The following is a 25,731-nucleotide window of genomic DNA, read 5'->3' as shown; positions in this document are numbered from 1 at the left end:
GAGCCGGCGCCCGCAGCGCGCCGCGTCCGCCCACCTGCCTGGGCCACGCTATGCCACCCGGACGATCTTGGTGCCGTGCACCTCGGAAACGCCGAGCTCAAGGGCCACGGACTCGGCGTTCTCCCAGGTGATGCCGCCACCCGGCAAGATGGTGATTCGGCCCGCGGCGCGTTCGACGAACTCCCGCAGGCGCCCGAGGTTGTCCGCGATGGGCGTGCCGGCCGCGCCACCGTGCGTGAGGATGCGCTCCACGCCCTGGTCGGCGAGCCAGTCGATGGCCGCGAGCTGCTCGTCCGCTGGCAGGGCGTCAAAGGCCATGTGGAAGGTCACGTCCACGTGACCGGGAGCGTCCGGCGCGTCCTCGTGCGCGAGACGCGCCAGCTCGGAGGTGAGCTCGCGGTCGAGGTGGCCGTCGCGCAGGCAGCCGAACACCACGCCGTCCACGCCGAGGCGCTTGGCGCAGAGCAGGTCGTCACGCATCATGGCCGCCTCGTCCGGGTCGTACTCGAAGCTTCCGCCTCGCGGGCGGACCATGCACATCACCCTCGTGCCCGTCTCGCGCGCGTGCGCGACGGCAGCGCGAATGACGCCGTAGCTGGGCGAGGTGCCGCCCACGGCCAGGTTGTCGCAGAGCTCGACGCGCGCCGCGCCCGCAGCGACCGCCGCGGGAACGAGCTCCATGTTCTCGGCGCAGAACTCACGCGTCAGCATAGGGCCGCCTCCCAGTCCGCCTCGCGAAAGCCCACGAGCACGAAGTCTTCCCCCACCACGATCGGTCGCTTCACCAGCATCCCGTCCTCGGACAGCAGCGCGAAGGCGTCCTCGTCGGACATTCCGGCGTCGAGAAGGGCCTTGATGTTCCGCTCGCGGTAGAGCCGCCCGCTCGTGTTGAAGAAGCGGCGAACGGGGAGGCCCGAGCGAGCCTGCCAGGCGACGAGCTCGTCTGCCGTGGGGTTGTCCTCGACGATGTGGCGGTCCGTGTAGCTCACGCCGTGCGCGTCCAGCCACGCCTTGGCCCGCCTGCAGGTGCTGCACTTGGGATACTCAACAAAGAGCACGTCAGCCATGGTGTTTCCTCCCATCCGTTGCCGTGGCGCCAGTGTAGCACGTGCGGGGGACAGAGGTTGTCCTATAATCGCCGGTAAGGAAGGGAGGAGTCGTGTCTGGTCAGCTTGTCTACGAGTGCCCCATCCTTCTCCCGTCGCTCGATCGCGCCAAGAGACTCGTTCCCGAGCAGTTCGTCCCATGCTACGAGTGGTTCATCGAGAACGCAGGCGAGAAGATCTCTCGGCTCCCCCACCGAATGGAACGCAAGCCGAACACGCCCATCCCGCTGAGCAGGGACTCGGGCATCTACGTTCCCGGAGCTGCGCACGTTGCCTATGCGTCAAGCCGGCGTTACGCCCTCTCGGTCCACTCAAGCGGAGCAGGGCGCTACAACGACAGGAAGCCCATCCCACTCGCCGACGGGACCTGGATCGTCGACTACGCCGCACATCAGGGGTCCGACTTGAGCCAAGGCTACAACGAGGCGCTGATGAACTGCCTCACCGACGGCGTTCCTGTCGGGGTCATGATGAGTGAGCGCAAAGGTTATCGCGTGCTCGGCCTTGCCCTCGTCGAACGCTACAACGGCGCAACGCACATGTTCACCTTGCATGGTCCAATCTCGAGCTCAACTGAGTCGGCGGGATCGTTCGCCGCACGGGGCTTCGACGCACTTCCCTCCAAGAGCCAGCAGGTCATGATCGAGTACGACGGATCCGACGAACGACGTGTGGCCACCGCTCAGATAATCAGACGAGAGCAGCAGGGAAGATTCCGAAGCGACCTCATGGACGCGTATGCGGGAGCCTGCGCCATTTCAGGTACCTCGGTCGAAACCGTCCTCCAGGCCGCGCACATCAATCCCTATCGTGGGCGTAGGTCGCAGGTCGTACAGAACGGAATCCTCCTGCGTGCGGACCTTCACCTACTCTATGACGCACACCTCATCTCCGTTGAACCGGACACACACGTCCTGAGACTCAGCGACCGCCTTGGGAACACTGACTACGAGCGCTACAACATGAAGAGGCTAAGCGAGACCGTTCGTCCCGAGCTTTCGCCGAGCAACGACCTTCTCGCCGTGCACTACGAGCAGTTCAGACAGGAAAACCACGTTCTTGTCGCCTAGATACGCATGGTGGCGGCCCACCCGCTCCCGACGCAAAGCTCCGCACGAGCCACCCAACGCGCCCGCCCGCAGCCGCCACCCCGCCCAGCGGTATACTTTCAGCGTGATTGTAGGGAGGGACCCCGACCAGCGGGAGGCACCCATGACGAGCGGCGCACCGATCAAAAACGTCATCTTTGACATGGGCAACGTGCTCATGACCTTCGACGGGCCGTACTTCTCGACGCTCTTCACGGACACGCCCGAGGACGCCGAGCTGCTCAACGCCGCGCTCTTTGGCTCCACCACGTGGGCCCTGCTGGACTCCGGCACCATCAGCCACGAGACCATGTCCCGCGTTGCCGCCGCCCACCTGCCCGAGCGCCTGCGCCCCAACCTTCGCGAGTGCATCCGCCACTGGCCGGAGCACTCCCGCCCCATCGAGGCCACCAACGACCTCGCCATCCGCCTCAAGGGAGAGGGCTACGGCATCTACCTGCTCTCCAACGCCAACACACGCGTCATGGAGCAGCTCTCCCACGCGCCCGCCCTCCCCTTCCTCGACGGCTACGTCATCTCCGCCGAGGAGCGCCTCATGAAGCCGGACCCGGCAGTCTACCGCCTGCTCTGCGACCGCTTTGAGCTGGAGCCCGAGGAGTGCCTCTTCGTGGACGACAACGCGGACAACTGCGAGGGCGCACGGGCGGCGGGCATGCACGCGTTCCACTACCAGGACAACATCGCCGAGCTCGAGGCCAACGTGCGTCTGCTCAGCTAGGCGCGCTCGGCAAGAAGGACCAGGGAGCCCCATGTTCACCGACTCAGACGTACGCCTCATCCGGCGCCTCTACCTCTGGCCCAAGCTGGGAGGCTACTTCCTCCTCGCGATCTTCCCCACGCTCGCGGCGTGGGTGGTACTCATCATGATCGACGACATCGCCCTGGAGTCGCGGGGCACCTATGACGTGGGCATCTTCGCGCTGCTTCCCATCGTTGCCGTCTACCTGGTCATCTCCATGGTTCTGCTGGTGCGCTCGCGCGCGCTCGCCGGCTCCGACGAGTGGGCCGCCGTCGAGCGCGCGGCGCTCACCCCGCACGTGGACGCGAGCACGCCCGGCGAGCTCAACGCCGCCCTCGGCCTCGCCTCGGCGGGCCGCGTGGCGCAGGCCGTCGGCGAGGGGCGGGGCGACAGGAACCTCGAGGGCATCGGCGAGACCGCGCAGGTGGCCGCCGGCGCGCTCGGGCTCTTCGGCATCTGGCACCTCATGCACACCCTGCACGAGGCAGCCCGGCGCATCGCGGAGGGCTACCGCCTGCCCATGCCCAGGCTCGCCCCGCGGCGCCTCGCGGTGTTTCTCGCCCCGGTGATTGCACTTGTGATTGTGTTTGTCCCGCGCTTCGCCGCGTCGGCGTCAGCCATGTCCGAGGCGCAGCAGGCCGCCGCGGAGACCATAGACGCCGTCGCCGCGGCGTTCGAGGACGGCGGCTGCGGCTACGTCTCCGCGGACGACCCGCAGGAGGGCTACCAGAGCTACGGCTACCGCGTCTTTGGCTACACGCTCGACATCGGTGACCCGGAGACGTCCAGCCTGTGCGTGACCATGAACGAGGACGGCGTGGTGGAGACGCTGGACTTCCACACAGACTTCGACCTCTCGCTCGCGCCGGAGGAGAACCTCGCGCGGGCGGAGCGCGACTTCGCGAGCCTCTCGGAGATGGTCGCCGGGCTCGACGTGCCTGTCGCCGCAGACGGCCTGCTCGCGGCCGAGCCCACCTTCCCGGAGGAGTTCGTGGAGCAGTTCGGCGCAGGCTCGTACTACGACGACCTCATCGTCCGGTTTGACGCGGCGGGCGGCCTCTCCGGCACGGTGAGCTACGAGACCGACCCGGAGGAGGAGTACGACGAGTACAGCAGCTCGTACGTCTACCTGACCTTCGAGGCGCGGTAGCGGTCAAGTCCGGCGCGCCGCGAGGCCGCCCGACTACCCGGCCTGCATCACCACCGTCGCAACGATCCACGCGGCGAGAAGCGCCAGCATGGCGAGAAGCCCCACGCGAAGCTCGCGGCCCACGGTGAGACGTGCCAGCGGCGGAATCGCCCGGCGCACCGGGCGCCGGTCAAGCAGCAGGTAGGCAGCGATGACGATTTCCGGAACCATGAAGGCGAAGTAGCTCCACGCCAGGTACCACGCAGGCCAAGCGGCGTTCTCCGGCGTGGGATCGACGACCGCCATCACGCAGCCCACGACGAGCACCGCGCAGACGAGAAGCACCACCGTGTTCCAGACCACGCCGACCCATGCCGGCACGCGCGAGAGCGGACCCGCGCCCCCCTCACCCGGAAGCGCGCGGGCGACGCGGCCGCGCGGGTAGTCGAAGGAGGTCGGCGGCGTGTCTGCCGAGCGAGCGTCCTTCTCGCCCGCGGACGCGTCCCCCACCTGAGGCAACGCGGCGAGAAACGCCGCCCTGAGCCCACGCGCGCTGCCGTAGCGCGCCGCCGGGTCGAGCTCCGTCGCGTGGCGGACCACGGCGCGCAGCGCGTCCGGCACGCCGGCGCCCGCGAAGCCCTCCTCGCGGTCACGCGTCGTTGGCTCGCGGCCCGCGAGGCAGAAGAAGAGCAGCATCCCAAGCGCGTACACATCACTCGTCACGCCAGTCTGGCCAAAGCCGAACTGCTCGGGCGGCGCGTAGGCACGCGTGCCGAAGCGCACGGTGTCGCGCTCGGCGCCCTCCTTGAACGTGCGGGCGATGCCCAGGTCAATGAGGGTGACACCGGCCTTGGACACCATGACGTTGCTCGGCTTGAGGTCGCGGTGGATGAGCGGGGGCTCGATGCGCTCGTGAAGCTCGCTCACGGCGTCGCAGAGCTCGGGGAAGACCCAGCGGGCAAGGTCGAGGCGCCCGGCAGCCCCGTCGACGCCATCCACGCACTCGGCGAGCGTCTCCCCCTCGACGTGCTCCATCACCACGACGAGGCGATCGTCCCCGCGATGGCACTCCACGATGCGCGGGAGGTGGGCGAACCGGGCGCCGGCGCGCTGCGCCTCGAGCAGGGTCTCGTAGGCACCGCCGAGCCCCGCGTCCGCCACGAGCAGCTTGCGCACGAACGGACCGAGCTCGGCGCCGTTCTCGCCCACGAAGAACACGCGCTCGGTGCGCTCGTAGCGGCCGTCCTTGTAGACCGCGTCCACGCGGTAGCAGGCGTCGCGCTCGAGCGAGGCAAGGTAGGCGGCGAGCTCGTCGCCGCTGTTCGTGCTGGCTTCCATGAGCACATCGTAGCAGAGCGCGCGGACGCCCCCGGTGACGCGGAGGCGCCCGCGCCGCTAGCAGACGGTCTTCTCGCCGAAGCGATAGAGCTCCTCGTTGACCTTCTGCAGCGAGCAGCCGCGGTCGATGCAGAAGATGATGATCGCGTCGCGCCGGTCCTTGCAGTAGAGCTCCGAGACGCCGGCCGCGGTGAGCGCTCGGTTGGTCTCGCGCAGGGTGAGCGCCATGGCGAAGGCGATCTGGAGGACCTTGTCGCGGCTTGGGTGTCGCGTGCCCTGGAAGATCTGGTAGCCGAAGGTGTCGTTGAGGTTTGCCATGCGCACCACGCGCGAGCGCTCGAGGCCCTTCTCGTCCAGAAGCTGCTGGAGGTACTCGGCCAGGGTCGGGCTGCGCGACTCGTGCTCCTCGAGGTAGTCGTCGATGCTCGACGTGGAGAGAAGCTCGTCGAGCAGCTCCTCGGTCAGCGGTTCGCTCATCGTGTGCCCTTACTCTACGACCCAGCTTGCGGTGGGGGTGTCACTCAGCGGAGAGCCAAAGTACAGCGCCTTGACGGCTCCCTCCGCAAAGTAGATGGTACCGGACTTGGTGCCGCCGGCAGCGAGCGTTCCGTAGCCAAGGTCGTCGGTCGCCTCGCTGAAGTAGACGGTGTGCTCCTGGGCGCCGTCGGCGTTCTCGCCCTTCCAGTCGTAGGAGTTGTAGCTGGCTCCCTCCTCCCCGTTGTTGACGTAGGTGACGTGCACGCCCACGACCGTGGACCCGTCGTAGTTGACGAGCCCGGCCTCGACGGAATCCACGGTCACGGAGAGCCCGTTCGCCAGGTCGACGGAGGTCCCGGGGGCAAGGTCGGTGGAGGCGGGCTGGGAGGAGTCGCCGGTCGACGCGTCCGCCGAGTCGTCCGCCGAGTCGTCGCTCGACTGAGCGGTGACCCCGGAGACCGCCGGGCCGTTCGTGGCCTCGTCGATGGCGGCGCTCATGGCGCTCTGGGTGCCCAAGACGATGACGATGGCAGCGACGTTCACGACAAGCGCCGCAATGGCCATCCCCTTGCCGGACTTCTTTCCGCGCATGACACCCACCAGGCCGACGACCGCCAGGACGAGGCCGACCAGGCCGATCAGAAACGAGAGGTTGTTGACGATGGGGACCCACGACGAGACCGCCGCGACGATACCCAGCACCAGGCCCGCGATCGCCGTTCCAGACGTGCTCTTGCCCATGTTCTTGTCGCTCATGCTTGTGCCTTTCCCTTGGCGTCCAACGAGGCTGCGTTCGAACGAGCCCATTATTGGAGAGCGCCGCGTCGATTTCATTAGCTGCCAGCTAATGAGAGGGAGCGGCCCGAGAATGCCTGAGGGGCGGCTGCCCGAGAGCGAAACCGGATTGGGGACTGCAGACCGGGCCCAAAACAGCGGCGTGCGGTCCAGCAGGGGTATCCTTTTGTGCAATTTGGCCCTTCGAGCCATGAAAACGCGGGTCGATTGTGCAATTTGACCTCTCGGTACATGAGTTTTCGGCGCGACCGCGGCCACGATTTCCCGTTTGCCCAGGAAAGAGAACCATAATTTGAATCGAATGAGTCCCATTTCGCTCTGAGGGGGCAAAAGGGCATGAACTGAGAGGCCAAACTGCTCCACGAAACCCTGTCTTCATGGACTGAAGGGCCAAACTGCACGCTCGATTCGAAGAGCCCGCCGCAAAACGACCTTTGCACGCGGCTCTTCGGCTGGCTCACGGCGGGGGGCAGGGCCCGGCGTCGCGCCAGCGCCAATGCAAGGAGCCACTTCCCTCCTTTCGCGGTATGCTGGAAGGCCCAGTCGAACGAAAGGCACCCCATGGCACAGAAACTCACCGAGCAGGAGCAGGCCGCCGTCGTGGCGCTCGCCAAGGTCCTGGGCAAGGAGCTGCCCGCTCAGGAGCGCGGCAACGCGGGCGGAATCGCCAGCGGCCTCGTACGCCTGCGCAAGCCGCGCCTCGCGCGCGAGGAGGTGCTCGAGGTGCTCGCGAAGTACGGCGCGGGGGACGCCTCCCTCAAGGCGCTCGTACGCATCGGGGTGCTCTCCCCCTCGGAGGGAGACTTCTACGACCTCTCCCTCTCGGCTCGCCAGCCCCAGGACCAGCCCGGCGAGGCGGACGACCACACCGAAAAGAGCGACGGCGCCCCGCGCGCCATCGCACGCGCCGAGCGCCCCAAGCCGCCCGCACGACGTGACGCCCGCACGCTCGCGCGTCTCGACACCGTCCGCAAGCAGACGCCCGAGCTCAACGACATCCGCCGCAAGATCATCGACCTCGACCCGCGCCTGTGGATCAACGGCTGGCTGCTCAGCACCCCCGACGCCTTCGTCCGCTACGAGCGCGAGCTGCGCGCGCTCGACGCCGCGCTCGCCGGCTCCCCCACCCTCGGCGACGGGACCCTCAGCTGCCGCGAGCTCTCCTACCGCGTCTTTGGGGACGAGAAGTTCCTGGCGCTCGAGTCCGAGGGGCGCAAGCTGCTGCACCTCATGGGCCTCGCCGACGTGCTGTGCTGCCGGCCGCAGGCCAAGCTCGAGCTGCTCCACCACATTCCCAAGCACCACCGCCAGATGCGCCTCGTCGTGTCCGAGAACCTCGACCCCTGGGTCAACATGAGAAACGCGATGTTCGTCGAGGGTCGCAAGCGCATCCTCGGAGAGCGGGTCCACGGCGTGGTCTTTGGCAACGGATACCTGGTCGACGACCCCCACAAGCTGCCCGACCTTCTTGCCACGCTATGCGCCGAGCGCGTCGAGGTGCTCTACTGGGGCGACCTCGACCGTGCGGGCCTGCAGATCCTCGCCAAGCTCGTCGAGCTCGCAGACGGGCGCTTTGACGTCGCCCCCTTCGCGCCTGCCTACCGCCTCATGCTCCAGCGCGCGATGCGTCGCTTCCCCGACCCCCGCGGCAACGAGGAGACCGACCAGGGCGGGGTCCCCGTGCGCGGCTTCGAGCTCCTGGAGCCCTGCCTCAAGAAGCGCGAGGCTGCCTACCTGCGCGAGGTCCTCGACGGGGCACGGCTCATCCCGCAGGAGATCATCACCGCCGAGGACCTCTAGGGAACGCCGGCGCGCCTTGCGAAGGGCGCGCCGGCAAGAGGCTAGACGGCCCTCACGCCACGCTCGCCCGTACGGATGCGCACGCATTCCTCCACCGGGTAGACGAAGATCTTGCCGTCTCCCACCTCGCCAGTGCGCGCCACCTCGCAGACGAGCTCTATCAGGCCCTCAACCTGCGCGTCGTTGACCACGAGCTCGACCTTCACCTTGGGGATCATGTTGAGCATGACCTCGGTGCCGCGGTAGAACTCGCTCCAGCCGAGCTGGCTTCCGCAGCCCATGACCTCGTAGACCGTCATGCCGTGCACGCCCCTCTCGCTGAGCGCGTCCTTGAGCTCCTCGAGCTTCTCCGGGCGGATGATGGCAGTTACCTTCTTCATGCTTTGCTCCTTGACAGATGGCTGTTTGCCGGCTTCCTGGGACGCCCCGACGCGCTGGGACTACGAGTCGAGGCCCGAGTAGGCGGGGTAGGCGCTCTCTCCGTGGGATGCGACGTCGAGGCCGAGCGCCTCCTCGCTCTGCTCCACGCGCAGCCTGCCGTGGAAGGCGGCGCGCACCGCGAGCACGATCACCAGGTCGAGCACGCCAACGATGACGATCGTCACCACGATTCCGAGCGCCTGCCGGACAAGCAGCTCCGGACTGCCGGTGTAGAGCAGGCCGCCCAGGCCGCTCGGGGAGAGCTCGGGCAGGCAGAAGATGCCGGTGAGCAGACCGCCCAGGACGCCGCCCACGCCGTGGCAGCCAAAGGCGTCGAGCGCGTCGTCATAGCCAAGGCGCGCCTTGAGGTGGGAGATCATGAAGTAGCAGACCGGGGAGACGACCACGCCCATGACCACGGCAGCCCAGGGCTCCACGTAGCCCGCGCCCGGGGTCACCACGACGAGCCCTGCCACCAGGCCGGTGCAGGCGCCGACGAGCGTGGCCTTACCCGTCCTGACACGCTCGACCACAAGCCAGGCAGACAGGCCCGCGGCGCTCGCCGCAACCGTGTTGAGGACGGCGAGGCCGGCGACGTCGCTGGCGGCGAAGGCAGATCCGCCGTTGAAGCCCATCCATCCGAACCAGAGCAGGCCGGCACCGAGCGCGACGAACGGCACGTTGTGAGGCCGGTAGGTCTTGAGGCCAAAGCCCCTGCGCGCACCGAGGAACAGGCACAGGACGAGCCCGGTGAGTCCAGAGCTGATGTGCACCACGTCACCGCCGGCAAAGTCGAGCGCGCCGATGATGCCGCCGACGAGGCTCCCCTCCCCGCCCCAGACCATGTGCGCGAGCGGGGCATACACCACGACGGACCAGACGGCAACAAACAGCGCGACCGCACCAAAGCGCATGCGCCCGGCAACCGACCCCGTGATGATGGCCGTGGTGATGAGGGCAAACGCCATCTGGAAGGTCACGTCGACCACGGAGGGGTAGGATGACCCGTCCGCGACCTGTGCCTCGTCCAGCATGCCCCCGACGACGCCCGAGAGCCCAAGCTGGTCAAGGCCGCCGATGACCGGGTTGGACCCGTCGCCGCCATAGGCAAGCGACCAGCCCACGAGCACCCACGTGAGCCCCACGATGCCAATCACGGCAAACGACATGAGCATCGTGTTGACCACGTTCTTGCGACGCGAGAGGCCGCCGTAGAAGAAGGCGAGCCCCGGTGTCATGAGCAGGACAAGCATGGTGCAGACAAGCATGAAGGCGGTTGAGCCGGTATCGTACATGGCGGCCTCCCTGGGTGGACGCGGACGTGACGCCGGCGAGTGTCCCACCAGCCGAGGCAGCACGCCGCCCGAAGGCAGCCCTGTTTACGCGCTCGCGCGCAATCCGTAACGTACGAAGCCCTCCCGCAACGCAGCGTCTTCCGCCCGAAACGAGGCTGAAAAGCTCCGACACAGCCTCGTGACCCGCTCAATTGTGGAGACACGTTCACATCCTAAAAATGACCTTGCGAGAAGAACGAGGGGTGGATATAGTTACTTCTTGCACACGCGATGTGCACCCAATTGCGGGGTGGAGCAGTCTGGTAGCTCGTCGGGCTCATAACCCTGCGGAAGTGCCAAGTTCACAGGCACTAAAATACATGTGAACTACATACATTGCGGGGTGGAGCAGTCTGGTAGCTCGTCGGGCTCATAACCCGGAGGTCGTAGGTTCAAATCCTGCCCCCGCGACCATGAACCTGCAGCCCGGAGGCCATACGTCCTCCGGGCTTTTTTGTCTCTCGACATGAAGGGACGGGCGGCGCCCAGAATCAGGACGCCGCCCGCCCGCTCCCCTCTCTCCCTTGCCTAGTACTCGGCGAGGCGGTCCTTGAACTGGTCCAGCAGGCGCTGGTTGAACTCGGGGCCGCCGTCGACGTTGGCGCTCATGTAGAGCGGCGGCTGCACACCGCGCTCGAGCAGGATGTCGATCGACTCCATGATCGCGCAGTCGAGCAGCAGGCAGCCCGTGTAGAGCGAGGTGCCTCCCACGCGCGTCGAGAGCCCCTCCACCTCGAGCGCGGCGTCGCCGAAGGACGACTTGTTGTCCAGCACCACGTCGGCGCACTCAAAGAGGCGCTTGCCGCTCTTGCTGCGAGACGTGCCGGCGCTCGAGACGTCGAGCGCCGTGACGGCGATCACCTTGACGCCAGCCTCGCGCGCGTGCATGGCCAGCTCGACGGGCAGCGGGTTGCGCCCGGAGTTGGAAATCACGACGAAGCAGTCCTCGGGCCTGAGGTCGAGCTTGTACCAGAACTGGTCCCCCACGCCGTCGAGCATCTCGTAGATGCCAAGCGCCGGCTCGCGGACGATCTTGGTCTGGATGTAGCCACCCGCGCGCCCGCAGATCTCGAGCGCGTTTGCGTGGCTGTGGCCGGACCCGAAGGCGCGGATGATGCCGCCGCGCTCGATCGTGTCCGCAAAGATCTCCGCGGCCTCGTGCAGGGCGTCCTCCTGGCCGTCGAACACCTCGTCGAGCCTTCGCAGGACCTCTGCCTTGAACCGCGCCGCCGTCCCCTTCATCGCACGCTCCTCCCCTGATGCGACAAACACAGCCGCAGGCGTCCCGGCACGGGCGCGGGCTCTCGTCCCGCGCCGCGCGCCGGGATGCCCCCTACTTGACCTCGACGCCGCCCACGAACGTGGTCGCGAGCGTCATGTCCGCGTTGAAGACCGTCATGTCCGCATCACGTCCCGGGTAGATGAGGCCGAAGCGGTCGTCCACGCGCGCGGAGCGGGCCGCGACCTCGGTGGCCATGCGGATGGCCTGGTCGGCGGTCACGATCTGCCAGTCGACCATGTTCTTGACGCCCTCGGCGAGCGTGAGCACGGACCCGGCGATCGACCCGGTGGTGCCGTCCTCGTTGCGCAGGTAGCACAGCCCGCCCTTCATGACGACCGGCAGGCCGCCGGACATGTACTCGCCCTCGGGCATTCCGCCGCAGCCGAGGCAGTCGGTGATGAGCACCGTGTGCTCCCAGCCCTTGGCGTCGACGAGCGCCTTGATGGCGGCCGGGACGACGTGGCGGCCGTCGCAGATGATCTCCGCGTAGGTGTTCTTGGTCGTCATCGCGGCACCCGTCACGCCGGGGTCGCGGTGGTGCAGGCCACGCTGGCCGTTGTAGGTGTGGACGAAGCAGCTGGCCCCCGCGTTCACCGCGGCGAGCGTCTGGTCGTAGGTCGCGTCGGAGTGACCGATGGAGGTGACCACGCCCATGGCCGCGAGGGCGGCGCAGTACGGGCACGCCCCGTCGCGCTCGGCGGCCAGCGCGCTCTTCACGATGCGCCCGCCAGCCTGCTCCTGCCAGCGCTCGAAGACCTCGACGCTCGGGTCGACGAGGTACTTGGGGTTCTGCGCACCCACGTGCGCCTCGGTGAAGAACGGGCCCTCGAGGTAGATGCCGGCGATGCGCGCCCCCACGAAGTCCTCGCCGCGCGCCTCGTCGGCCGCGGCGATGGCGGCGCAGGAGTCGGCGATCTCGTCGACGGACTCGGTGAAGGTGGTGGGCAGCCATGCCGTGGTGCCGCGGCGCGCCAGCTCCACGCTCGACGCGTTGATGCCGGCCGCCTCGCGGTCGGTCGTGGCGTGGTTGTAGAAGCCGTGGATGTGCGTGTCCACGAGGCCCGGCCCCACGATGCAGCCGGTGAGGTCGCGGACCTCGCAGTCCGGCGCCTCGGGTGACCACATGCCGAACTTACCGTCCTCCACGGTGAGGTAGCCGCCCTGGACGGTGGCCCCCGGAAGCACGAAGCGATCGGCCTTGATGGCAAAGGTGCTCATGGCTCTTCTCTCCTCACGACAAGGCGCGGAGGGCTCCCCCTCCGCGCCACAGGTTTGCGCTATGCCTCGAACGGGTGGATGGTCACGCCCTTGACCACGCGGTTGACGGTGCCGCTCGGGCTCGGCGTGTCCGGCGTGTTGCCCACGCGGACCGAGTTGAGCAGCGAGACGACCTGGGCGACCATCACGAACGGGAGGGCGAGGTAGGCCTCGGGCAGGGCCTCGCCGCCGGCGAACGTGAACGACTCGCCCGCAAACGGGGTGCCGCAGTCCTGCTGCACGGCGATGGTCTTCTGGGCGATCTCGTCACCGGCGATCTCGTTCAGGATGTCGAGGTCGTACTGACGCGTGTAGGCGTCGTTGTTGACGAAGACGAAGACGAGGGTCTTGTCGTCGACGAAGCTCTTGGGCCCGTGGCGATAGCCCATGCAGCTGTCCCAGGACGTGGCGGTGAGGCCGTGGGCGAGCTCGAGAATCTTGAGCTGCGACTCCTGCGCCAGGCCCACGAAGGAGCCCGAGCCGAGGTAGGTCACGCGGTCAAAGTCGCCGGCGAGAAACGCGCCGACCTCGTCCTCGCGCGCCACGACCTCGCGGCCCATCCTAGCCGTCTCGCGCACCCACGCGAGCTTCTGCTCGTCGGAGGCGGTGTCGAAGATGAGGGTGGAGAGCAGCGCCATGCAGGAGTAGCTGCCGGTCATGGCGAAGCCCTTGTCGTTGGCGCGCGGGATGAGCAGCGTGAGGGCGTCCGGGTCGCCCTCGGACTCCACGGCGAGCTTGCCCTCGGGGGCGCAGGTGATGTTGAGGAACTTGATGTTCTTCACGTACTTGCGGGCAACGTCGACGGCGGCAAGCGACTCGGGGCTGTTGCCGGAACGCGCGAAGGAGACCAGGATGGTCGGCTCGTCGGCGCCGAGGAAGTCGCGCGGCGCGGAGACGATGTCGGTCGTGGCGACCGGCTTGAAGTCGTAGGTCGCGGTGTCGCCGGCGCGGCGCAGGTACGGGGCTACGGTGTCGCCGACGTAGTCGGAGGTGCCGGCGCCCGCAAAGACCACGGAGGTGCGGCCCTCGGCCATGGCGTTGGCCTCGGCGAGGAACTTCTCGATGGCGGCCTTGTTGTCGGCGTAGATCTGGAAGGTGTCCTCCCAGAGGTCGGGCTGCTGGGCGATCTCGGCGGTCGTGATGTCGGCGCCGAGCTCCTTCAGCTCGTCAACGCTCTTCTCGAACATGCTGAACTTCCTTTCTCCTGAGCCGCCCGGCGCTCCGGGCGCGGCGTGAGTGGCTTTGCGAGGGGCTACATCCGCTGGTGCAGGACCTTGTACTTGAACTGGTCGGCACGAGCCACGGAGAGCGTGTACTCGATGATCTCGTTGCTCGTGTTGTAGGTGGTGCGGGCCAGCTCAAGGACGGGGGCGTCCTCGGGTATGTCAAGCAGGTGGGCGTCGGAGGGGCGAGCCACGCTCGCAAAGAACTCCTCCTCCGCCACGCGGATCTTCTCGTGGTAGACGCTCTCGATGATCTCGTAGAGGGGCATGCTGTCGAGCAGGGGGCGCTTGAGCGTCAGGAACTTGCGCACGGGCAGGTAGCTCTGCTCGACCATCATCGGCACGCCGTCGGCCGAGCGCAGGCGCTTGAGCTTGAAGATCTTCTCCCCGAGGCGCACGCCCATGTGCTGGGCGAGGTTCTTGTCGGCGTCGATCTCGGAGAACTCGAGGATGGTAGTCGAGGGCTCGCGGCCCATCGCGCGCATCTGGTCGGTGAAGCTGTAGGACTGCATGAGGTTGGTGACCTGCGCGGAGCGGTCGGCCACGAAGGTCCCGCGGCCGTGCTTCCTCACCACCATGCCGAGCTTCTCGAGCTCCTGCAGGGCCAGGCGGACCGTCGTGCGGGAGAGGCCGTAGCGCTCGGACAGCTCGCGCTCGGAGGGCATGAGGTCACCCGGGCGGTACTCCTGCTCGATCTTCTCCGTCAGGATGTCGATCAGCTGGTCGTACAGCGGCTGCTTTCGCGCTCTCGTCGCCATGTGCCCCACCTCCCCGTCGGGCTCGCCCCTCTTGGTGGCGAGAAGAACCTACATCTCGTCGTCCTCGTCGTCCTCGTCGTCGGAGCCTCCGGCGAGCTCCATGTGGCAGACGCCCTCCTTGCCGATCTCGACGGCCTCGGCGACGAGCTCGTCGATCGTGGAGGACTCGCTGCGGGCCATGACGATGTCGATGAGCATGGGCAGGTTGGTGCCCGCGACCACGGAGACGTTGTCCTGCTCGGCGGTGATCATCATGGACTGGTTGAAGGGGGTGCCGCCCATGAGGTCGCAGAAGACGAGCACGCCGTCGGTCTGGGCGCGCATGGCGCTCACGGCCTCGCGCAGCTTGTCGCCGTAGGCGCCCGCCTCGGCCTCCTCGAACGGGACGATCTCGAACGCCTCCTGCGGACCGGCGATCATGTCCAGGGCGCTCTTGAGGCCTGTCGAGAAGTGCCCGTGCCCGGTAAGGATGAATCCGATCATCTCGTAGCTCCCTTCTCCGCCTCCCGAGCGCGCTCGCGAGGCTCCTTCAGTAACTGGTTACAACCAGATTACCTTCATTGTAACGCACACACTCTAAAACTTAGGCTGTATGCTGCGGTTTCTCTATCTTCGTCAGTTCTTCAAATCGACGCTTGTATTGCTTTGCGTGAGTCTTGTCGCCCTTGTTGGCGTACTGCTTCCAGAGCAGGAAGCAGAGCTTGCCCTGCAGGGCGGGGTTCTTCTCCTTGGCAAGCATCTGCTCCATCTGGTCGATGTAGGCACTCTTCTTGGAGAAGACGATGTCGTAGGTGAGCTGACAGTCCGCCACGACCGCCTGGTCCACGCCCTTGACGGCCTTGAGCTGGGCGAGAAGCTCCTTGGCGCGGGTCTTCTCGCCGATCTGCGTGAAGTAGTTGAAGGCGACGGTGAGGGTCTGGGCCTGCCGGCGGGGGGAGTTTCTCATGCGCACGAGCAGCTCGATCATGCGCGTGGCCATCTCCTCGTTGTCCATGGCCTGGTAGCACAGGAAGCGTAGGTAGTACTGGCGGTACGTCGTCATGGTAACGCGCGCGGGGATGGCACCCAGCGCCTCCAGCGCCTGCTCGTAGTGTGCCGTGTTGAAGAAGCCCTCGAACTTGGCCTCGTAGTAGCGACGGAACCCCTCCGACGCGATGAAGTAGGCCACGATGAGGACGAGAAATGCGATGACGCCAGGTTCCACGACGAATGTGCCTTTCTAGAGAGAACGGGCGCGCATCTCGGGAGATAGGGCGGGGGCGGATGCCCCGACCGTGAGATGCGCGCCCGCTCGAGCGTATGTCACCAAAGGACGGTTGGTGCCCGGCCCGGGGGCCGGGCACCGTGAGACTGTGAGCCGACTCGGGCCTAGCCCTTCGCGACGAGCTCGAGGGCGCCGAGGACGATGCCAATGACCAGCACGATGAAGATCGCCTTGGTCGAGGTCATGCCCTTGCGGCCGAGGAGCCAGTACACGAAGCCGACGAGCGCAGCCGGGACGAGCTTGGGGCAGATGTTGTTCAGGATGTCCTGAACGTCGATCACGACGCCGCCGATGTCCGGGGTGATCGTGAGGACGATGCCCACGTTCGTGGAGATGAGCGCGCCGACCATGAAGACACCCATGACCGTAGCGGCGTCCGTGATGGCGTTGAGCTTGTCGGACATGGTGGTGACGAGCTTGATGCCCTGGTCGTAGGCGATGTAGGTCTGCTTGCAGCGGAACCAGTCGACCACGACGTTCACGGCGATCCAGATGAAGATGCCGAGCGGGTTGCCCTGCATGGCCATGTTGGCGGCAAGGGCGCCGAAGATCGTCGGGAGCAGCGAGCCGAAGATGGAGTCGCCGATGGAGGCGAGCGGGCCCATGAGGCCGGTCTTCAGCGAGGCGACGGTGTCCATGCCCTCGAGACCGTCAGTCTCCTCGATGGCGAGGTCGATGCCCGTGATGATGGTGTTGAGGAAGTTCGAGGTGTTGAAGAACGGCGAGCACTGGGTGCGGCAGGCGGTCTTCAGGGCCTCGGTGTCATCCCCGTAGATCTTGCGGAGCTGCGGAAGGATGATCCAGAGGTAACCGGAGTGCTGCATGCGCTCGTAGTTCCAGCCAGCCTGGAAGCCGACGAGGTTGCGGCGGTTGATCTGCTGGAAGTCAGCCTTGGTAAGCTTGTAGCCAGTGGTCTTAGAGCTCATCGTCGTCATCTCCCTCCACGCCAGCAGAGGCAGCCGCGGCAGGCGCGTTCTGGTGCAGCTGGTAGTAGATGTAAGCAAGAGCGAAGCCGATGAGAGCGACGGTCAGCATCGACAGACCCTTGTAGCCACCGGTCACGGCAAGCGCGGACTCCTCGGGCAGCAGGCCGTTGAGGGCGGTCGCGATGTTGGCGGCGTCGCCGCTGATGTTCACGATGCTCGTGAAGGCGGTGCCGAGCAGGGCGGCGATCACGAAGCCGAGGATCAGGTAGGCGATGTGCTTCTTGACCGGCAGGTAGCGCAGCAGGATGGCGAAGCCGACGGCCGGCAGCATGCCACCGGCGACGGTCAGGCCAGCGCCGAGCCAGGCGAGGTCGCCGTTGAGGGCGGTGGTGATGGCCTCAACCAGCGGCTGGCCGAAGGCCAGGGCCAGGAAGACCGGGATCATGCGGGAGAGGCACCAGGAGACGGCACCCATCCAGTAGTGAACGTTGTAGGCGTTCCAGTTCATCTTCTCGACGTCGGCGTCGCAGGCGTGGCCCCAGAAGGTGTTGGCCATACGACCGAGGATGTCGGTGTAGACGAGGATGGCGGCCACGGGCACGCCGAGGGCGGCGAGCGCCTGCTCCGGGTCCATGCCCTGGGACACGGCGAAGGCCGTGGCGATCAGGGTGCCGGAGTTGGCGTCGATGCGGGAAGCGCCGCCGAAGGTGCCGACGCCGAGGATGGTGAGCTGCATGCTACCACCGATGAAGAGACCAGTTGCCATGTCGCCCATGACGAGGCCCGTGATGAAGCCAGAGAACACGGCGGAGCCGGCGCTGGAGTACCAGTGCAGCTCGTCCATGATCTGGAAGCCCGCATAGAGCGTGAGCAGAAGAATCTGCCACCACTGAATCATGGTCTTTTCCTCCTTCTAACAACTCGAACAGGTACGTACGTTACTTACGCTATGAGCTGCGGTGCATCTCCCCTCACCGCGTAGCGCCGCTAGGGCTTGAAGGTCTCCGGGCTGTTCTGCGGGGTGAGCTGGATGACCATGGGGACGCCCATGGACTGGAGCTCGTTCAGGGCGTCGACGTCGTCCTGGCCGCAGTTGATGTTGCGGTTGTAGCTCTTGGTGATGTTCGTCGAGGTGATGTTGCCGAGGATGATCTCGTCGAACTTCACGCCAGCCTTGGCGAGCTTGACGTAGACCTCGGGCTTCTTGACGACGATGAACAGGCGCTGGGCGTCGTACTTGCCGGCGAGGATGTTGGCCGCGGCCTTCTCGACGGGCAGCACGGAGAGCTTGCAGGTGGCGGGGGTGGCCATGCGAAGCACCTGCTTCTGGGTGGCGTCCTCGGCGACCTGGTCGTCGACGACCATGAAGCGGCTGACCTGGCGGGCGTTGGCCCAGAGGTTGCCGACCTGGCCGTGAATCAGGCGGAAGTCAACACGTGCTCCAACGATCATGCTACTCAACTCCTTCTTTCTCCAGGTGGTTGATGAGGGGCTCGGAGCGCAGGGAGATGGTGTCGCAGACGGTCCCCTCCGTCTCGAACAGCACGAGCTCGTTGACGCCGGCGCGCGTCATGCCGTGGGGCACGTAGAGCGTGGCGATGGGACCGATCTCCCAGTACCTGCCCACGTTGGTCCCGTTGACAAAAGCGACGCCCTTGCCAAAGCCCGTAGTGTCTATGTAGGTGTCCGCCGGCTCGTCGAGCGTGAACTCGAAGCGCGAGAAGGACGGGGTGCCCCCGGCCCATCCGGCGGAGTAGTCGACCTTGGAGACGTCCTCGAGCGGCAGGCAGTAGGCCTCCCAGCCGAGCACGAAGTGGAGGTCGACGCAGACGCCCGTGCGGATGCCCTTGCGCTGGGTGTCTGCGAGGAGCTTGTGACCGTAGTTGACGCGGCCCATGTTCTCGAGAAGGACGTCGAGCTGGTTGTTCTTCTCAGGAAGGGCGTAGCGGATGTCCTCGCCGATGTGCTCCTGGTACTGCGTGGCAACGTGCTTCTCGTTGACGTAGACCTGGGCGCGGTCGCGGCCGTCGATCACGCGGATGCGCTCGGGCTCGCAGGTGTCGCGCTCGACCTGCGTGCGGTACAGGACGTAGCCGTAGCTCTGGCCCATGTCCTCCATGCACTGCGGGTAGAGCGAGCGCACCGGCTCGGCGAGGTTGGAGAGGTTCTCGAAGAGGCCCGAGCGGCCGGTGAGCTCGATCTTCTCGGCGGGGACGCTGACGGCGGTCTTGACGAGCGGGTCGGCGGTCCAGTTGCCCGGGAAGAGGTCGCGCACCACGTCACGAAGGAGGTACCACTTCTCGGTGGGGTTGCCCTCCTCGTCAAGCGGGGCGTCGTAGTCGTAGGAGGTGACCTGGTGCAGGTCGTGCGTGTGGCGGGCCGAGCAGCCGTTCATGAAGCCGAAGTTGGTCCCGCCGTGGAACATGTAGAGGTTGATGGAGCCGCCGAGCTCGAGCAGCTCGCGCACGCTGTCCGCGAGGTCCTGGGCGTCGCGGCGGATGACGTTCTCGCCCCAGCGGTTGAACCAGCCGTCCCAGAACTCCATGCACATGAGGGGCCAGTTCTTGCCGTGCTCCTCGTGGAAGGCCTTGAGGGCGGCGAAGTTCTCCGCCGCGCGGGAGCCGAAGTTGCCGGTCACCAGGACGTCGTCGTCGATGAGGGTGCCGGCCCTCAGGCAGCCGCGCCACGGGCCGTCGGAGGTGCACAGCGGCACGTCCACGCCGCGCTCGAGCATGAGGTCGCGGATGGCGCGCAGGTACTCCTTGTCCTCGCAGTAGGAGCCGTACTCGTTCTCCACCTGCATCATGATGATGTTGCCGCCGTGCGTGACCTGGCGCGGGACGAGGATCGGCATGAGCGCGTCGTAGTAGCGCGCCACGCACTCGAGGAACTTGGGGTCGCGCGAGCGCGGGCGCATCGAGCGGTCCTCGAGCAGCCACGCGGGCAGCCCGCCGAACTCCCACTCGCCGCAGCTGAACGGCGTGGGGCGCACGATGATCATGAGGCCGAGCTCGGTCGCCTCGTCGAGGAAGCGCGCGAGGTCGGCGATTCCCTCGAAGTCGAACTCGCCGGGACGCGGCTCGTGGAGGTTCCACGGCATGTAGGTCTCGACGGTGTTGAAGCCCATCGCCTTGAGGTTGTAGAGCGAGTGGTGCCAGTCGCTCGGGTGGACGCGGAAGTAGTGGATGGCGCCGGAAAGGATCGTGAACGGCTCTCCGTCAAGCAAAAACTGATCGCGAACCTCGAAAGTGCGCATGTTCCTCCTCGTGCCCACGCGGCGCGTCGTACCCTCCCCTTGCCGTGCGCCATGCCATGCGGCGCGAAACGGCATGCTAGCAACTATACACGTCTTTGACATAGATGTTGTCAAATTGTGAAGAAAGCTGTGAGCGGTAGCTTTTCTGCTGCGAGCGGTATGGAAACATTTCCGCAGTTAATCAGACGATTTTTGTTCATAAAACGGAAAGAAGCCCTGTTCGGAATGGCAATGAACTGGTAGTAACAACTCTATCAGTTAGACCACTGGTACTAAAACGGGGGAACCTCATGGACGAGGCTCCCCCGGCATGCCCGCGGGCCGACGGGCTAGGCGAGGCCCTCCAGGATCTCGCGCATGGCCGCCTGGACGGCGTGCTCCGAGTTCGTTCCGATGACGCGCTGCGCCACCTGCTTCACGGCGTAGCGCGCGTTGGCCATCACGTAGGGGTGCCCCACGTAGCGCAGCATCGCGTAGTCGTTCATGGAGTCGCCGAAGGCGACCACCTCGTCGCGCTCGATGCCCCAGTAGCGCATGACCTGCTCGAGCCCCGTAGCCTTGCTCACGTGGCGCGGCGTCACGTCTATCCAGCGCGAGCCGCTCGGCAGGAACGTGAACCAGTGGGAGAGCTCGCGCTCGAGCACGTAGGCCATGTCCATGATCTGGTCGGGGCGGTCGCAGCAGATGGCGGCCTTGATGATGCTCACGTCCGGCGAGGGCGGGTCGAAGACGCAGATCGCGTCGGGGAGGTCCTTGTCGAGCTCGCGGAGGTAGGCGCTCTGGTCGTTGAGCAGGTAGGTGTGGGTGTCGTCGTAGAGGGCCAGGTGCAGGCAGTCGAACATCTGGCAGGTCTCGAAGAGCCGCATCACCGCTATGGTCGAGAAGACCTCGCGGTCGAGCAGGCGCCCGTCCGCGTAGACCTGGGTGCCGAGCGAGCCCACGTAGTCGATCTGGTCGGCGACGGGCTCGAACATCCAGCGCAGCGTGCCGTAGCGCCGCCCCGAGCTTGCCACGAAGCGCACGCCCCGCTCTGAGAGCGCGCGGACGAGGGAGAACGTCTCCTCGGGAACGCGCGAGTCGTCGTCGAGCAGGGTTCCGTCCATGTCGGACGCGACGAGCTTGATCATGGTCCACTCCCCTCCCGTGTCCGGGCCTAGTCGGCGAGAAACGCCGGCATCTCGCCGGCACGCGCCGCGCGGGCGATCTCGAAGAGCGCGTCCGCCACGCCCTCGTCGGCGCTCGCCCCCACGTGGTGGCGGGCGGCGCGGCTCACCTCGGGCGTCGCGTTGGCCACAGCGACCGAGTGCGGCACCTTGCGCATGATCTCGAGGTCGTTCTCGGCGTCGCCGAAGACCGCCACCTCGTCCAGGCCCACGCCGAGCGCGTCGAGAAGGACCTCGAGGCCGGCGGCCTTGGACGTCCCAGCCGGCAGCACGTCGAACCATTCCGGGATCGGCGAGACGATCCTCACCTCCGGGACCGCCTCGGCAACGATCGCCCGGCAGCGCTCCATGCGCTCCGGGCCGCCCGGGCATGCGATGGTCGCCGCCACGAAGTCGATGTCGGGCACCTCGTCCACCGTGCCGCCCACGAAGCTCGTGCGCGCCTCGAACACGGCGAGCTCCGCGCTCGAGACCCCCACGCCGTAGGCGGGGTTGAAGAGGTTGGTCTCGGCCGGGTAGCACACGAGGAACATGCCCGGCTCGGGGCGAAGGACCTCGTCAAGACGGACGAGCACGTCGTGGTCGATGAGGGTGGTCTGGACGTAGTCCCCGTCCGCGCGCACGCGCTTGCCGTTGGAGAAGATGCCCGTCATGAAGCACTCCTCGTCCATGCGGAAGAAGCGCATGAGCTCGACGTAGTCGCGCCCGGTGTCGGGGCCGAAGCGCACGCCGGCGTCGAGCACGGCGTGGATGGCCTCCATCGTGCGCGGGCTCGCGTGGCGCGCGCCAAAGGGGACGAGGGTGTTGTCCATGTCCGAGAGGACGAGCTTGATCACGCCAACCTCCTAGAGCGTACGGGGGAGCAGGTCAAAGCGGTCGATGCTCATGATGATCTGCTCGACGTCGACGATGCCGTCTATCCTCACCACGCGCCTGCCGCCGATCCAGACGTCGAGGCTGCGGAACCCCGACTCCATCCTGATGCCGGACCACTCGAGGCGCTCGATCTCGCTGTAGCGCACCCAGACCTCACGCCCGAAGAACGGCCGCACCACGAGGCTGTCCCCGAAGACCGAGACGCGGTAGCGCCTGAACGCGCCCCACGCCACGAGGCTCGTCACCAGAAACGCGTCAAAGAACGCGAGCACCGTGACGTGGCTCGCCTCGAAGACGTTCTCGCGGCAGAGCCAGCCCATGAGCAGCCCCATCGCCCCCATGAACGCCATCGCGAGCGCGATGGCGCGCGTGAAGGGCGCCGGCACGGCGTAGGTGTCGTGGTGGCTGTGGTGCCGCTCGGAGATGTGGACGTTGCCCAGGTGCTCGAGCGTGAGCGCCACGGCGGGCACGAGCACGGCGACGACGGCGAGAAGGACGTCCTGGACCACGCCTACGCCCCCGCCCCGTCCGCGGGCGCGGCGAACTTGGCGACGAGGCGCTCGAGCACCTCGACGGTCTTCTCGAGGCTCGAGACGGGCACGAACTCGCGGACCGAGTGGGCGTTGTAACCGCCCGTGGCGAGGTTGGGGCACGGCAGGCCGCGGAAGGTGAGCTGCGCGCCGTCGGTGCCGCCGCGGGCGGCGACCACCACCGGCTCGACGCCCGACTCGCGGTTCGCCTCCAGCGCAAAGTCGACGAGGCGACGGTCGCCCGGACCGAACCTCTCGGCCATGTTGCGGTACTGCTCCCTGATCTCCACGCTGACGGTGCCCTCGCCGTAGCGGCCGTTGAGGAAGGCCGCGACGTCGCGCATGGTCTGCTCGCGACGGGCAAAGTCGGCGGCGTCGAAGTCGCGCAGGATGTAGGTGAGCGTGACCTCGGAGGCCGTGCCGGAGATGTCCGTGGGGTGGTAGAAGCCCTCCCGGCCCTCGGTGTGCTCGGGGCGCTCGGCAGCCGGGATCATCTGCTGGAACTCGGACGCCACGGTGATGGCGTTCACCATCACGTCCTTGGCCGATCCGGGGTGCACCATCACGCCGCGCACGGTGACGGTGGCCTCGCTCGCCGAGAAGCACTCGTAGTTGAACTCGCCGAGCGCGCCGCCGTCGACGGTGTAGCCGCCGCAGGCGCCGAGCGACTCCACGTCCAGCAGCGCCGCGCCGTGCCCGATCTCCTCGTCCGGCACGAAGGCTGCCACGATGCGGGGGCGCGGCAGCTCGGGGTTTGCCGCCAGGCGGGCGAGAAGCGCCATGATCTCCGCCACGCCGGCCTTGTCGTCCGCGGAGAGCAGCGTAGAGCCGTCCGAGCAGACGATGTCCTGCCCCTCGAAGAGCGCGAGGTCGGGGACCTGCTCGGGCGTCGTCTGGACCGGCTCCCCGTCCACGACGCCGGCGACGAGCGCGCCGCCCTCGTAGCGCACCACGTGGGGGCTCACGCCCTCCGCCGGCGCGTCCGGCGAGGAGTCGATGTGCGCGCAGAGCACGAGGGCCGGCAGGCCCTCGGCGCCCGGCGAGGCCGGGAGGGCGCCCGTCACGTAGGCGTGCCCGTCGGCGGACACGCCCTCGCAGCCCAGCTCCGCCAGCTCGTCGGCCAGCAGGCGTGCCATGTCGTGCTGGCGTGCGGTCGAAGGGGTCACGGAAGCGTTGTCAGGGTCGGACGCGGAGTCCACCCGCACGTAGCGCATGAAGCGCTCGAGGACGTCTGTCATGGGACCTCCCTTGCCCATCGGTCTTCTCGGCTAGTCTAGCGCAGCGGCGCGCGGGAAGGCCGGGGCCCGTCAGCGCTTCTCGTAGAACTCGTGCAGGTCGCGGCCCATGGCGGCGAGCGTGGGCTCGTCGACGTAGGCCATGTGGCCGCAGCCGTAGCGGTACCAGCTCACGCGGCTCTTGAGCTCGGGCGAGAGGAACTGGCGGCTCATGTCGTGCACAACGTTCCACCACGTGGTCGCCGCGTCGTAGCGCCCGCCGATGATGGCGAGCTTGCAGGTGGGGTTGCGACGCAGCGCGACGGCGACGTCGAGCGAGACGTCGGGCGTCTCGACGTCGCCCAGGCCCGGCTCCTCGTGTCCCCAGCGCCAGCCGGCGTTGACCTTGTCGTAGTTGTTGGAGAGGTAGCGCGCGGGCCCCTCGTAGCCGAGCTCGTCGGCGCAGAAGCGGCGGAAGGCGCGCACCCAGGCGCCCTCGAGGGCGTCGTCGGCCGCGTCCTCGCCGGCGACCCACATGTCATAGCTCTGCATCGGCGAGCGCTCGTCGGAGCAGAAGCGCGTGTCAAGGCGCCCGCAGACGCGCCGCTCGGACTCGAGCAGGTGCGTACGGAAGTCGAGCAGGTCGATGCGCAGGTGGTGGGCGAGGATGTGCTCGGCGCCGAGCCCGATGAAGCTCGCCATCCCCTCGGCCACCGCGCGCTCGCGCTCCTCGCCCAGGCGGTCGCCGCGCAGCAGCGCCGGCGCGAGCTCGTCCTCGGCGAAGCTGACGGCGCGGTCGAACCACTCGTCCTCGCCCACGCCGGCGCCCGCCTTGCCGAAGAACTGCGCCGTTGCCGCGTAGGTGGGGAACATCCCCAGGTAGTAGAGGTCGTCGCCGGGGTTGAGCAGGGCGGCGATGTTGAAGACCGCGGAGAGCATGACCACGCCCGTGAGCTGCACGCCGCGCTCGCCCAGAAGGCGCATGAGCACCGCGTTTCTCACCGTCCCGTAGGACTCTCCGTACAGGTACAGCGGGCTCGACCAGCGGCCGTTCTCGGTGAGCCAGGCGCAGATGGCGCGCGCGAAGGCGTCGGCGTCCCCGTCCGCGCAGAAGACCTTCTTGGGGTCGGCGTCCTCCGCGAGCACCGACCATCCGGTGCCGAGCGCGTCGAGGAACACCACGTCGGAGTCGACGAGCAGCGTGTGGGGGTTGTCCACCACCGCGGCGTCGGCGCGCACGTGGCGCACGCCGTCGGTGCTCACGCGCCTGGGCCCGATGCCCCCGAAGTTGATGGGCACCGAGCTCGAGCCCGGGCCGCCGTTGTAGGCAAAGGTCACCGGGCGCGTGCGGTCCGGCGCGCCCGACTCGTCGACGACGACGTAGGAGAGCGAGAACATCCTGCCGATGAGGACCCCCGCGTCGTCGCGCACCTCGCAGTGCGCCGCGCGGGCCTCGTACTCGAGGGTCCGCTCGCCGTCGGTCCAGGTGAGCCGCGCCGACGCCGGCTCCGGCACGCCCGTCGCGCGCTCGGCCGGAACCACCGCGTAGGGCCGGGTCCGCTCGCGCTCCGCCGCCGTGGGGCCCTGGCCGCCCGCCGCCGCGGCGCCCGCGCCGCCGAGGTTCTTCTCGCCGTCTGACATGTTGCCGCTCCTTCCCGTCGCCTTACCCAAAGCCCATTCTACCCACTGACAATAAGTGATACGCTGAGGCATCGGGCCACGGGGCCCTTTTCTG

26 protein-coding genes and 1 tRNA gene are annotated in these 25,731 nt (G+C 67.3%); 5 read left to right on the top strand and 22 right to left on the bottom strand.

What is annotated here, in order from left to right; genetic code table 11:
- Positions 1 to 48: 48 nt before the first annotated feature.
- The gene (locus B5F23_RS04620; RefSeq protein ID WP_087352255.1) at positions 49 to 711 is read right to left on the bottom strand and encodes a copper homeostasis protein CutC; all 663 of its coding nucleotides are present in this window, start codon (positions 709 to 711) and stop codon (positions 49 to 51) included.
- Positions 705 to 1,067, bottom strand: a complete 363-nt coding sequence (locus B5F23_RS04615) for an arsenate reductase family protein (RefSeq protein WP_087352254.1) — start codon at positions 1,065 to 1,067, stop codon at positions 705 to 707. The genes B5F23_RS04620 and B5F23_RS04615 overlap by 7 nt, the downstream gene beginning before the upstream one ends.
- 92 nt (positions 1,068 to 1,159) lie before the next feature.
- On the opposite strand from B5F23_RS04615, the gene B5F23_RS04610 reads away from it, so the two are divergent.
- The 3 genes from B5F23_RS04610 to B5F23_RS04600 all read left to right on the top strand — a co-directional run bounded on the left by B5F23_RS04610 (position 1,160) and on the right by B5F23_RS04600 (position 4,104).
- Complete coding sequence (locus B5F23_RS04610; protein WP_087352252.1) at positions 1,160 to 2,176, top strand: HNH endonuclease; 1,017 nt, start codon at positions 1,160 to 1,162, stop codon at positions 2,174 to 2,176.
- Positions 2,177 to 2,318: 142 nt separating this feature from the next.
- The gene (locus tag B5F23_RS04605; protein WP_087352251.1) at positions 2,319 to 2,933 is read left to right on the top strand and encodes an HAD family hydrolase; all 615 of its coding nucleotides are present in this window, start codon (positions 2,319 to 2,321) and stop codon (positions 2,931 to 2,933) included.
- A 31-nt stretch (positions 2,934 to 2,964) separates the two neighbouring features.
- Positions 2,965 to 4,104, top strand: a complete 1,140-nt coding sequence (locus tag B5F23_RS04600; protein WP_087352249.1) for a hypothetical protein — start codon at positions 2,965 to 2,967, stop codon at positions 4,102 to 4,104.
- A gap of 33 nt (positions 4,105 to 4,137) precedes the next feature.
- On the opposite strand, the gene B5F23_RS04595 is transcribed toward B5F23_RS04600, so the two are convergent.
- The 3 genes from B5F23_RS04595 to B5F23_RS04585 are packed head-to-tail and all read right to left on the bottom strand — an operon-like array spanning position 4,138 to position 6,654.
- Positions 4,138 to 5,421: a serine/threonine protein kinase gene (locus tag B5F23_RS04595; RefSeq protein ID WP_087352247.1), complete on the bottom strand. Its 1,284-nt coding sequence runs from the start codon at positions 5,419 to 5,421 to the stop codon at positions 4,138 to 4,140.
- A gap of 57 nt (positions 5,422 to 5,478) precedes the next feature.
- Positions 5,479 to 5,898: a transcriptional regulator gene (locus tag B5F23_RS04590; RefSeq protein WP_087352244.1), complete on the bottom strand. Its 420-nt coding sequence runs from the start codon at positions 5,896 to 5,898 to the stop codon at positions 5,479 to 5,481.
- Positions 5,899 to 5,907: 9 nt separating this feature from the next.
- Positions 5,908 to 6,654 carry a DUF4352 domain-containing protein gene (locus B5F23_RS04585; RefSeq protein WP_087352242.1) on the bottom strand — a complete coding sequence of 249 codons (747 nt, stop codon included), beginning with the start codon at positions 6,652 to 6,654 and terminating at the stop codon, positions 5,908 to 5,910.
- Positions 6,655 to 7,254: 600 nt separating this feature from the next.
- On the opposite strand from B5F23_RS04585, the gene B5F23_RS04580 reads away from it, so the two are divergent.
- On the top strand, positions 7,255 to 8,493 hold the full coding sequence (locus tag B5F23_RS04580; protein ID WP_206392250.1) for a Wadjet anti-phage system protein JetD domain-containing protein: 1,239 nt from the start codon (positions 7,255 to 7,257) through the stop codon (positions 8,491 to 8,493).
- Positions 8,494 to 8,534: 41 nt separating this feature from the next.
- On the opposite strand, the gene B5F23_RS04575 is transcribed toward B5F23_RS04580, so the two are convergent.
- The gene (locus B5F23_RS04575) at positions 8,535 to 8,873 is read right to left on the bottom strand and encodes a P-II family nitrogen regulator (RefSeq protein ID WP_087352240.1); all 339 of its coding nucleotides are present in this window, start codon (positions 8,871 to 8,873) and stop codon (positions 8,535 to 8,537) included.
- A gap of 60 nt (positions 8,874 to 8,933) precedes the next feature.
- Positions 8,934 to 10,208, bottom strand: a complete 1,275-nt coding sequence (locus tag B5F23_RS04570; protein WP_087352238.1) for an ammonium transporter — start codon at positions 10,206 to 10,208, stop codon at positions 8,934 to 8,936.
- Between the two features lie 376 nt (positions 10,209 to 10,584).
- On the opposite strand from B5F23_RS04570, the gene B5F23_RS04565 reads away from it, so the two are divergent.
- Positions 10,585 to 10,661: transfer RNA gene (locus B5F23_RS04565), tRNA-Met, on the top strand.
- A 114-nt stretch (positions 10,662 to 10,775) separates the two neighbouring features.
- Here B5F23_RS04565 and B5F23_RS04560 read toward each other — a convergent pair.
- From B5F23_RS04560 to B5F23_RS04490, 15 genes are all read right to left on the bottom strand, one after another.
- Entirely contained in the window at positions 10,776 to 11,489 is a 714-nt protein-coding gene (locus B5F23_RS04560) for an SIS domain-containing protein (RefSeq protein WP_087352236.1), read from the bottom strand.
- 91 nt (positions 11,490 to 11,580) lie between these two features.
- The gene (gene nagA / locus B5F23_RS04555; protein WP_087352234.1) at positions 11,581 to 12,747 is read right to left on the bottom strand and encodes an N-acetylglucosamine-6-phosphate deacetylase; all 1,167 of its coding nucleotides are present in this window, start codon (positions 12,745 to 12,747) and stop codon (positions 11,581 to 11,583) included.
- Positions 12,748 to 12,806: 59 nt separating this feature from the next.
- Positions 12,807 to 13,973 (bottom strand): SIS domain-containing protein, encoded by a 1,167-nt coding sequence (gene agaS / locus B5F23_RS04550; protein ID WP_087352232.1) that lies wholly within the window; start codon positions 13,971 to 13,973, stop codon positions 12,807 to 12,809.
- 65 nt (positions 13,974 to 14,038) lie between these two features.
- Entirely contained in the window at positions 14,039 to 14,767 is a 729-nt protein-coding gene (locus B5F23_RS04545; RefSeq protein WP_087352230.1) for a GntR family transcriptional regulator, read from the bottom strand.
- A gap of 48 nt (positions 14,768 to 14,815) precedes the next feature.
- Entirely contained in the window at positions 14,816 to 15,250 is a 435-nt protein-coding gene (locus B5F23_RS04540; RefSeq protein ID WP_087352228.1) for a PTS sugar transporter subunit IIA, read from the bottom strand.
- Positions 15,251 to 15,350: 100 nt separating this feature from the next.
- Positions 15,351 to 15,971, bottom strand: a complete 621-nt coding sequence (locus B5F23_RS04535; RefSeq protein WP_087352226.1) for a hypothetical protein — start codon at positions 15,969 to 15,971, stop codon at positions 15,351 to 15,353.
- Positions 15,972 to 16,135: 164 nt separating this feature from the next.
- Positions 16,136 to 16,966 carry a PTS system mannose/fructose/sorbose family transporter subunit IID gene (locus B5F23_RS04530; RefSeq protein ID WP_087352224.1) on the bottom strand — a complete coding sequence of 277 codons (831 nt, stop codon included), beginning with the start codon at positions 16,964 to 16,966 and terminating at the stop codon, positions 16,136 to 16,138.
- Positions 16,947 to 17,855: a PTS mannose/fructose/sorbose/N-acetylgalactosamine transporter subunit IIC gene (locus tag B5F23_RS04525; protein WP_087352222.1), complete on the bottom strand. Its 909-nt coding sequence runs from the start codon at positions 17,853 to 17,855 to the stop codon at positions 16,947 to 16,949. Before B5F23_RS04525 ends, B5F23_RS04530 begins: the two co-directional genes overlap by 20 nt.
- 89 nt (positions 17,856 to 17,944) lie before the next feature.
- A complete protein-coding gene (locus B5F23_RS04520) occupies positions 17,945 to 18,409 on the bottom strand; it encodes a PTS sugar transporter subunit IIB (RefSeq protein WP_087352219.1) in 465 nt (154 codons plus the stop codon).
- A 1-nt stretch (position 18,410) separates the two neighbouring features.
- The gene (locus tag B5F23_RS04515) at positions 18,411 to 20,213 is read right to left on the bottom strand and encodes a glycoside hydrolase family 35 protein (RefSeq protein ID WP_087352217.1); all 1,803 of its coding nucleotides are present in this window, start codon (positions 20,211 to 20,213) and stop codon (positions 18,411 to 18,413) included.
- 329 nt (positions 20,214 to 20,542) lie between these two features.
- Complete coding sequence (locus B5F23_RS04510; protein WP_087352216.1) at positions 20,543 to 21,340, bottom strand: HAD family hydrolase; 798 nt, start codon at positions 21,338 to 21,340, stop codon at positions 20,543 to 20,545.
- 26 nt (positions 21,341 to 21,366) lie between these two features.
- The gene (locus tag B5F23_RS04505; protein ID WP_087352214.1) at positions 21,367 to 22,212 is read right to left on the bottom strand and encodes an HAD family hydrolase; all 846 of its coding nucleotides are present in this window, start codon (positions 22,210 to 22,212) and stop codon (positions 21,367 to 21,369) included.
- Positions 22,213 to 22,221: 9 nt separating this feature from the next.
- Complete coding sequence (locus B5F23_RS04500) at positions 22,222 to 22,761, bottom strand: hypothetical protein (protein WP_087352212.1); 540 nt, start codon at positions 22,759 to 22,761, stop codon at positions 22,222 to 22,224.
- A 2-nt stretch (positions 22,762 to 22,763) separates the two neighbouring features.
- The gene (pepT, locus tag B5F23_RS04495) at positions 22,764 to 24,020 is read right to left on the bottom strand and encodes a peptidase T (protein ID WP_241145797.1); all 1,257 of its coding nucleotides are present in this window, start codon (positions 24,018 to 24,020) and stop codon (positions 22,764 to 22,766) included.
- Between the two features lie 69 nt (positions 24,021 to 24,089).
- Entirely contained in the window at positions 24,090 to 25,637 is a 1,548-nt protein-coding gene (locus tag B5F23_RS04490; RefSeq protein ID WP_087352208.1) for a S10 family peptidase, read from the bottom strand.
- Between the last annotated feature and the right edge of the window lie 94 nt (positions 25,638 to 25,731).

Source organism: Olsenella sp. An188 (assembly GCF_002160255.1).
Classification (GTDB): Bacteria; Actinomycetota; Coriobacteriia; order Coriobacteriales; family Atopobiaceae; genus Thermophilibacter; species Thermophilibacter avistercoris.
Note: the sequence above shows the minus strand (reverse complement) of the source record. Positions and strands in the feature narration are given on the sequence as shown.

What these genes read in the sequence shown, in the direction of transcription:
- B5F23_RS04620 (WP_087352255.1), bottom strand. Translation starts at nt 711, where the DNA reads ATGCTGACGCGTGAGTTCTGCGCCGAGAACATGGAGCTCGTTCCCGCG.
- B5F23_RS04615 (WP_087352254.1), bottom strand. Translation starts at nt 1,067, where the DNA reads ATGGCTGACGTGCTCTTTGTTGAGTATCCCAAGTGCAGCACCTGCAGG.
- B5F23_RS04605 (WP_087352251.1), top strand. Translation starts at nt 2,319, where the DNA reads ATGACGAGCGGCGCACCGATCAAAAACGTCATCTTTGACATGGGCAAC.
- B5F23_RS04600 (WP_087352249.1), top strand. Translation starts at nt 2,965, where the DNA reads ATGTTCACCGACTCAGACGTACGCCTCATCCGGCGCCTCTACCTCTGG.
- B5F23_RS04595 (WP_087352247.1), bottom strand. Translation starts at nt 5,421, where the DNA reads ATGGAAGCCAGCACGAACAGCGGCGACGAGCTCGCCGCCTACCTTGCC.
- B5F23_RS04590 (WP_087352244.1), bottom strand. Translation starts at nt 5,898, where the DNA reads ATGAGCGAACCGCTGACCGAGGAGCTGCTCGACGAGCTTCTCTCCACG.
- B5F23_RS04585 (WP_087352242.1), bottom strand. Translation starts at nt 6,654, where the DNA reads ATGAGCGACAAGAACATGGGCAAGAGCACGTCTGGAACGGCGATCGCG.
- B5F23_RS04580 (WP_206392250.1), top strand. Translation starts at nt 7,255, where the DNA reads ATGGCACAGAAACTCACCGAGCAGGAGCAGGCCGCCGTCGTGGCGCTC.
- B5F23_RS04575 (WP_087352240.1), bottom strand. Translation starts at nt 8,873, where the DNA reads ATGAAGAAGGTAACTGCCATCATCCGCCCGGAGAAGCTCGAGGAGCTC.
- B5F23_RS04570 (WP_087352238.1), bottom strand. Translation starts at nt 10,208, where the DNA reads ATGTACGATACCGGCTCAACCGCCTTCATGCTTGTCTGCACCATGCTT.
- B5F23_RS04560 (WP_087352236.1), bottom strand. Translation starts at nt 11,489, where the DNA reads ATGAAGGGGACGGCGGCGCGGTTCAAGGCAGAGGTCCTGCGAAGGCTC.
- nagA (WP_087352234.1), bottom strand. Translation starts at nt 12,747, where the DNA reads ATGAGCACCTTTGCCATCAAGGCCGATCGCTTCGTGCTTCCGGGGGCC.
- agaS (WP_087352232.1), bottom strand. Translation starts at nt 13,973, where the DNA reads ATGTTCGAGAAGAGCGTTGACGAGCTGAAGGAGCTCGGCGCCGACATC.
- B5F23_RS04545 (WP_087352230.1), bottom strand. Translation starts at nt 14,767, where the DNA reads ATGGCGACGAGAGCGCGAAAGCAGCCGCTGTACGACCAGCTGATCGAC.
- B5F23_RS04540 (WP_087352228.1), bottom strand. Translation starts at nt 15,250, where the DNA reads ATGATCGGATTCATCCTTACCGGGCACGGGCACTTCTCGACAGGCCTC.
- B5F23_RS04530 (WP_087352224.1), bottom strand. Translation starts at nt 16,966, where the DNA reads ATGACGACGATGAGCTCTAAGACCACTGGCTACAAGCTTACCAAGGCT.
- B5F23_RS04525 (WP_087352222.1), bottom strand. Translation starts at nt 17,855, where the DNA reads ATGATTCAGTGGTGGCAGATTCTTCTGCTCACGCTCTATGCGGGCTTC.
- B5F23_RS04520 (WP_087352219.1), bottom strand. Translation starts at nt 18,409, where the DNA reads ATGATCGTTGGAGCACGTGTTGACTTCCGCCTGATTCACGGCCAGGTC.
- B5F23_RS04515 (WP_087352217.1), bottom strand. Translation starts at nt 20,213, where the DNA reads ATGCGCACTTTCGAGGTTCGCGATCAGTTTTTGCTTGACGGAGAGCCG.
- B5F23_RS04510 (WP_087352216.1), bottom strand. Translation starts at nt 21,340, where the DNA reads ATGATCAAGCTCGTCGCGTCCGACATGGACGGAACCCTGCTCGACGAC.
- pepT (WP_241145797.1), bottom strand. Translation starts at nt 24,020, where the DNA reads ATGACAGACGTCCTCGAGCGCTTCATGCGCTACGTGCGGGTGGACTCC.
- B5F23_RS04490 (WP_087352208.1), bottom strand. Translation starts at nt 25,637, where the DNA reads ATGTCAGACGGCGAGAAGAACCTCGGCGGCGCGGGCGCCGCGGCGGCG.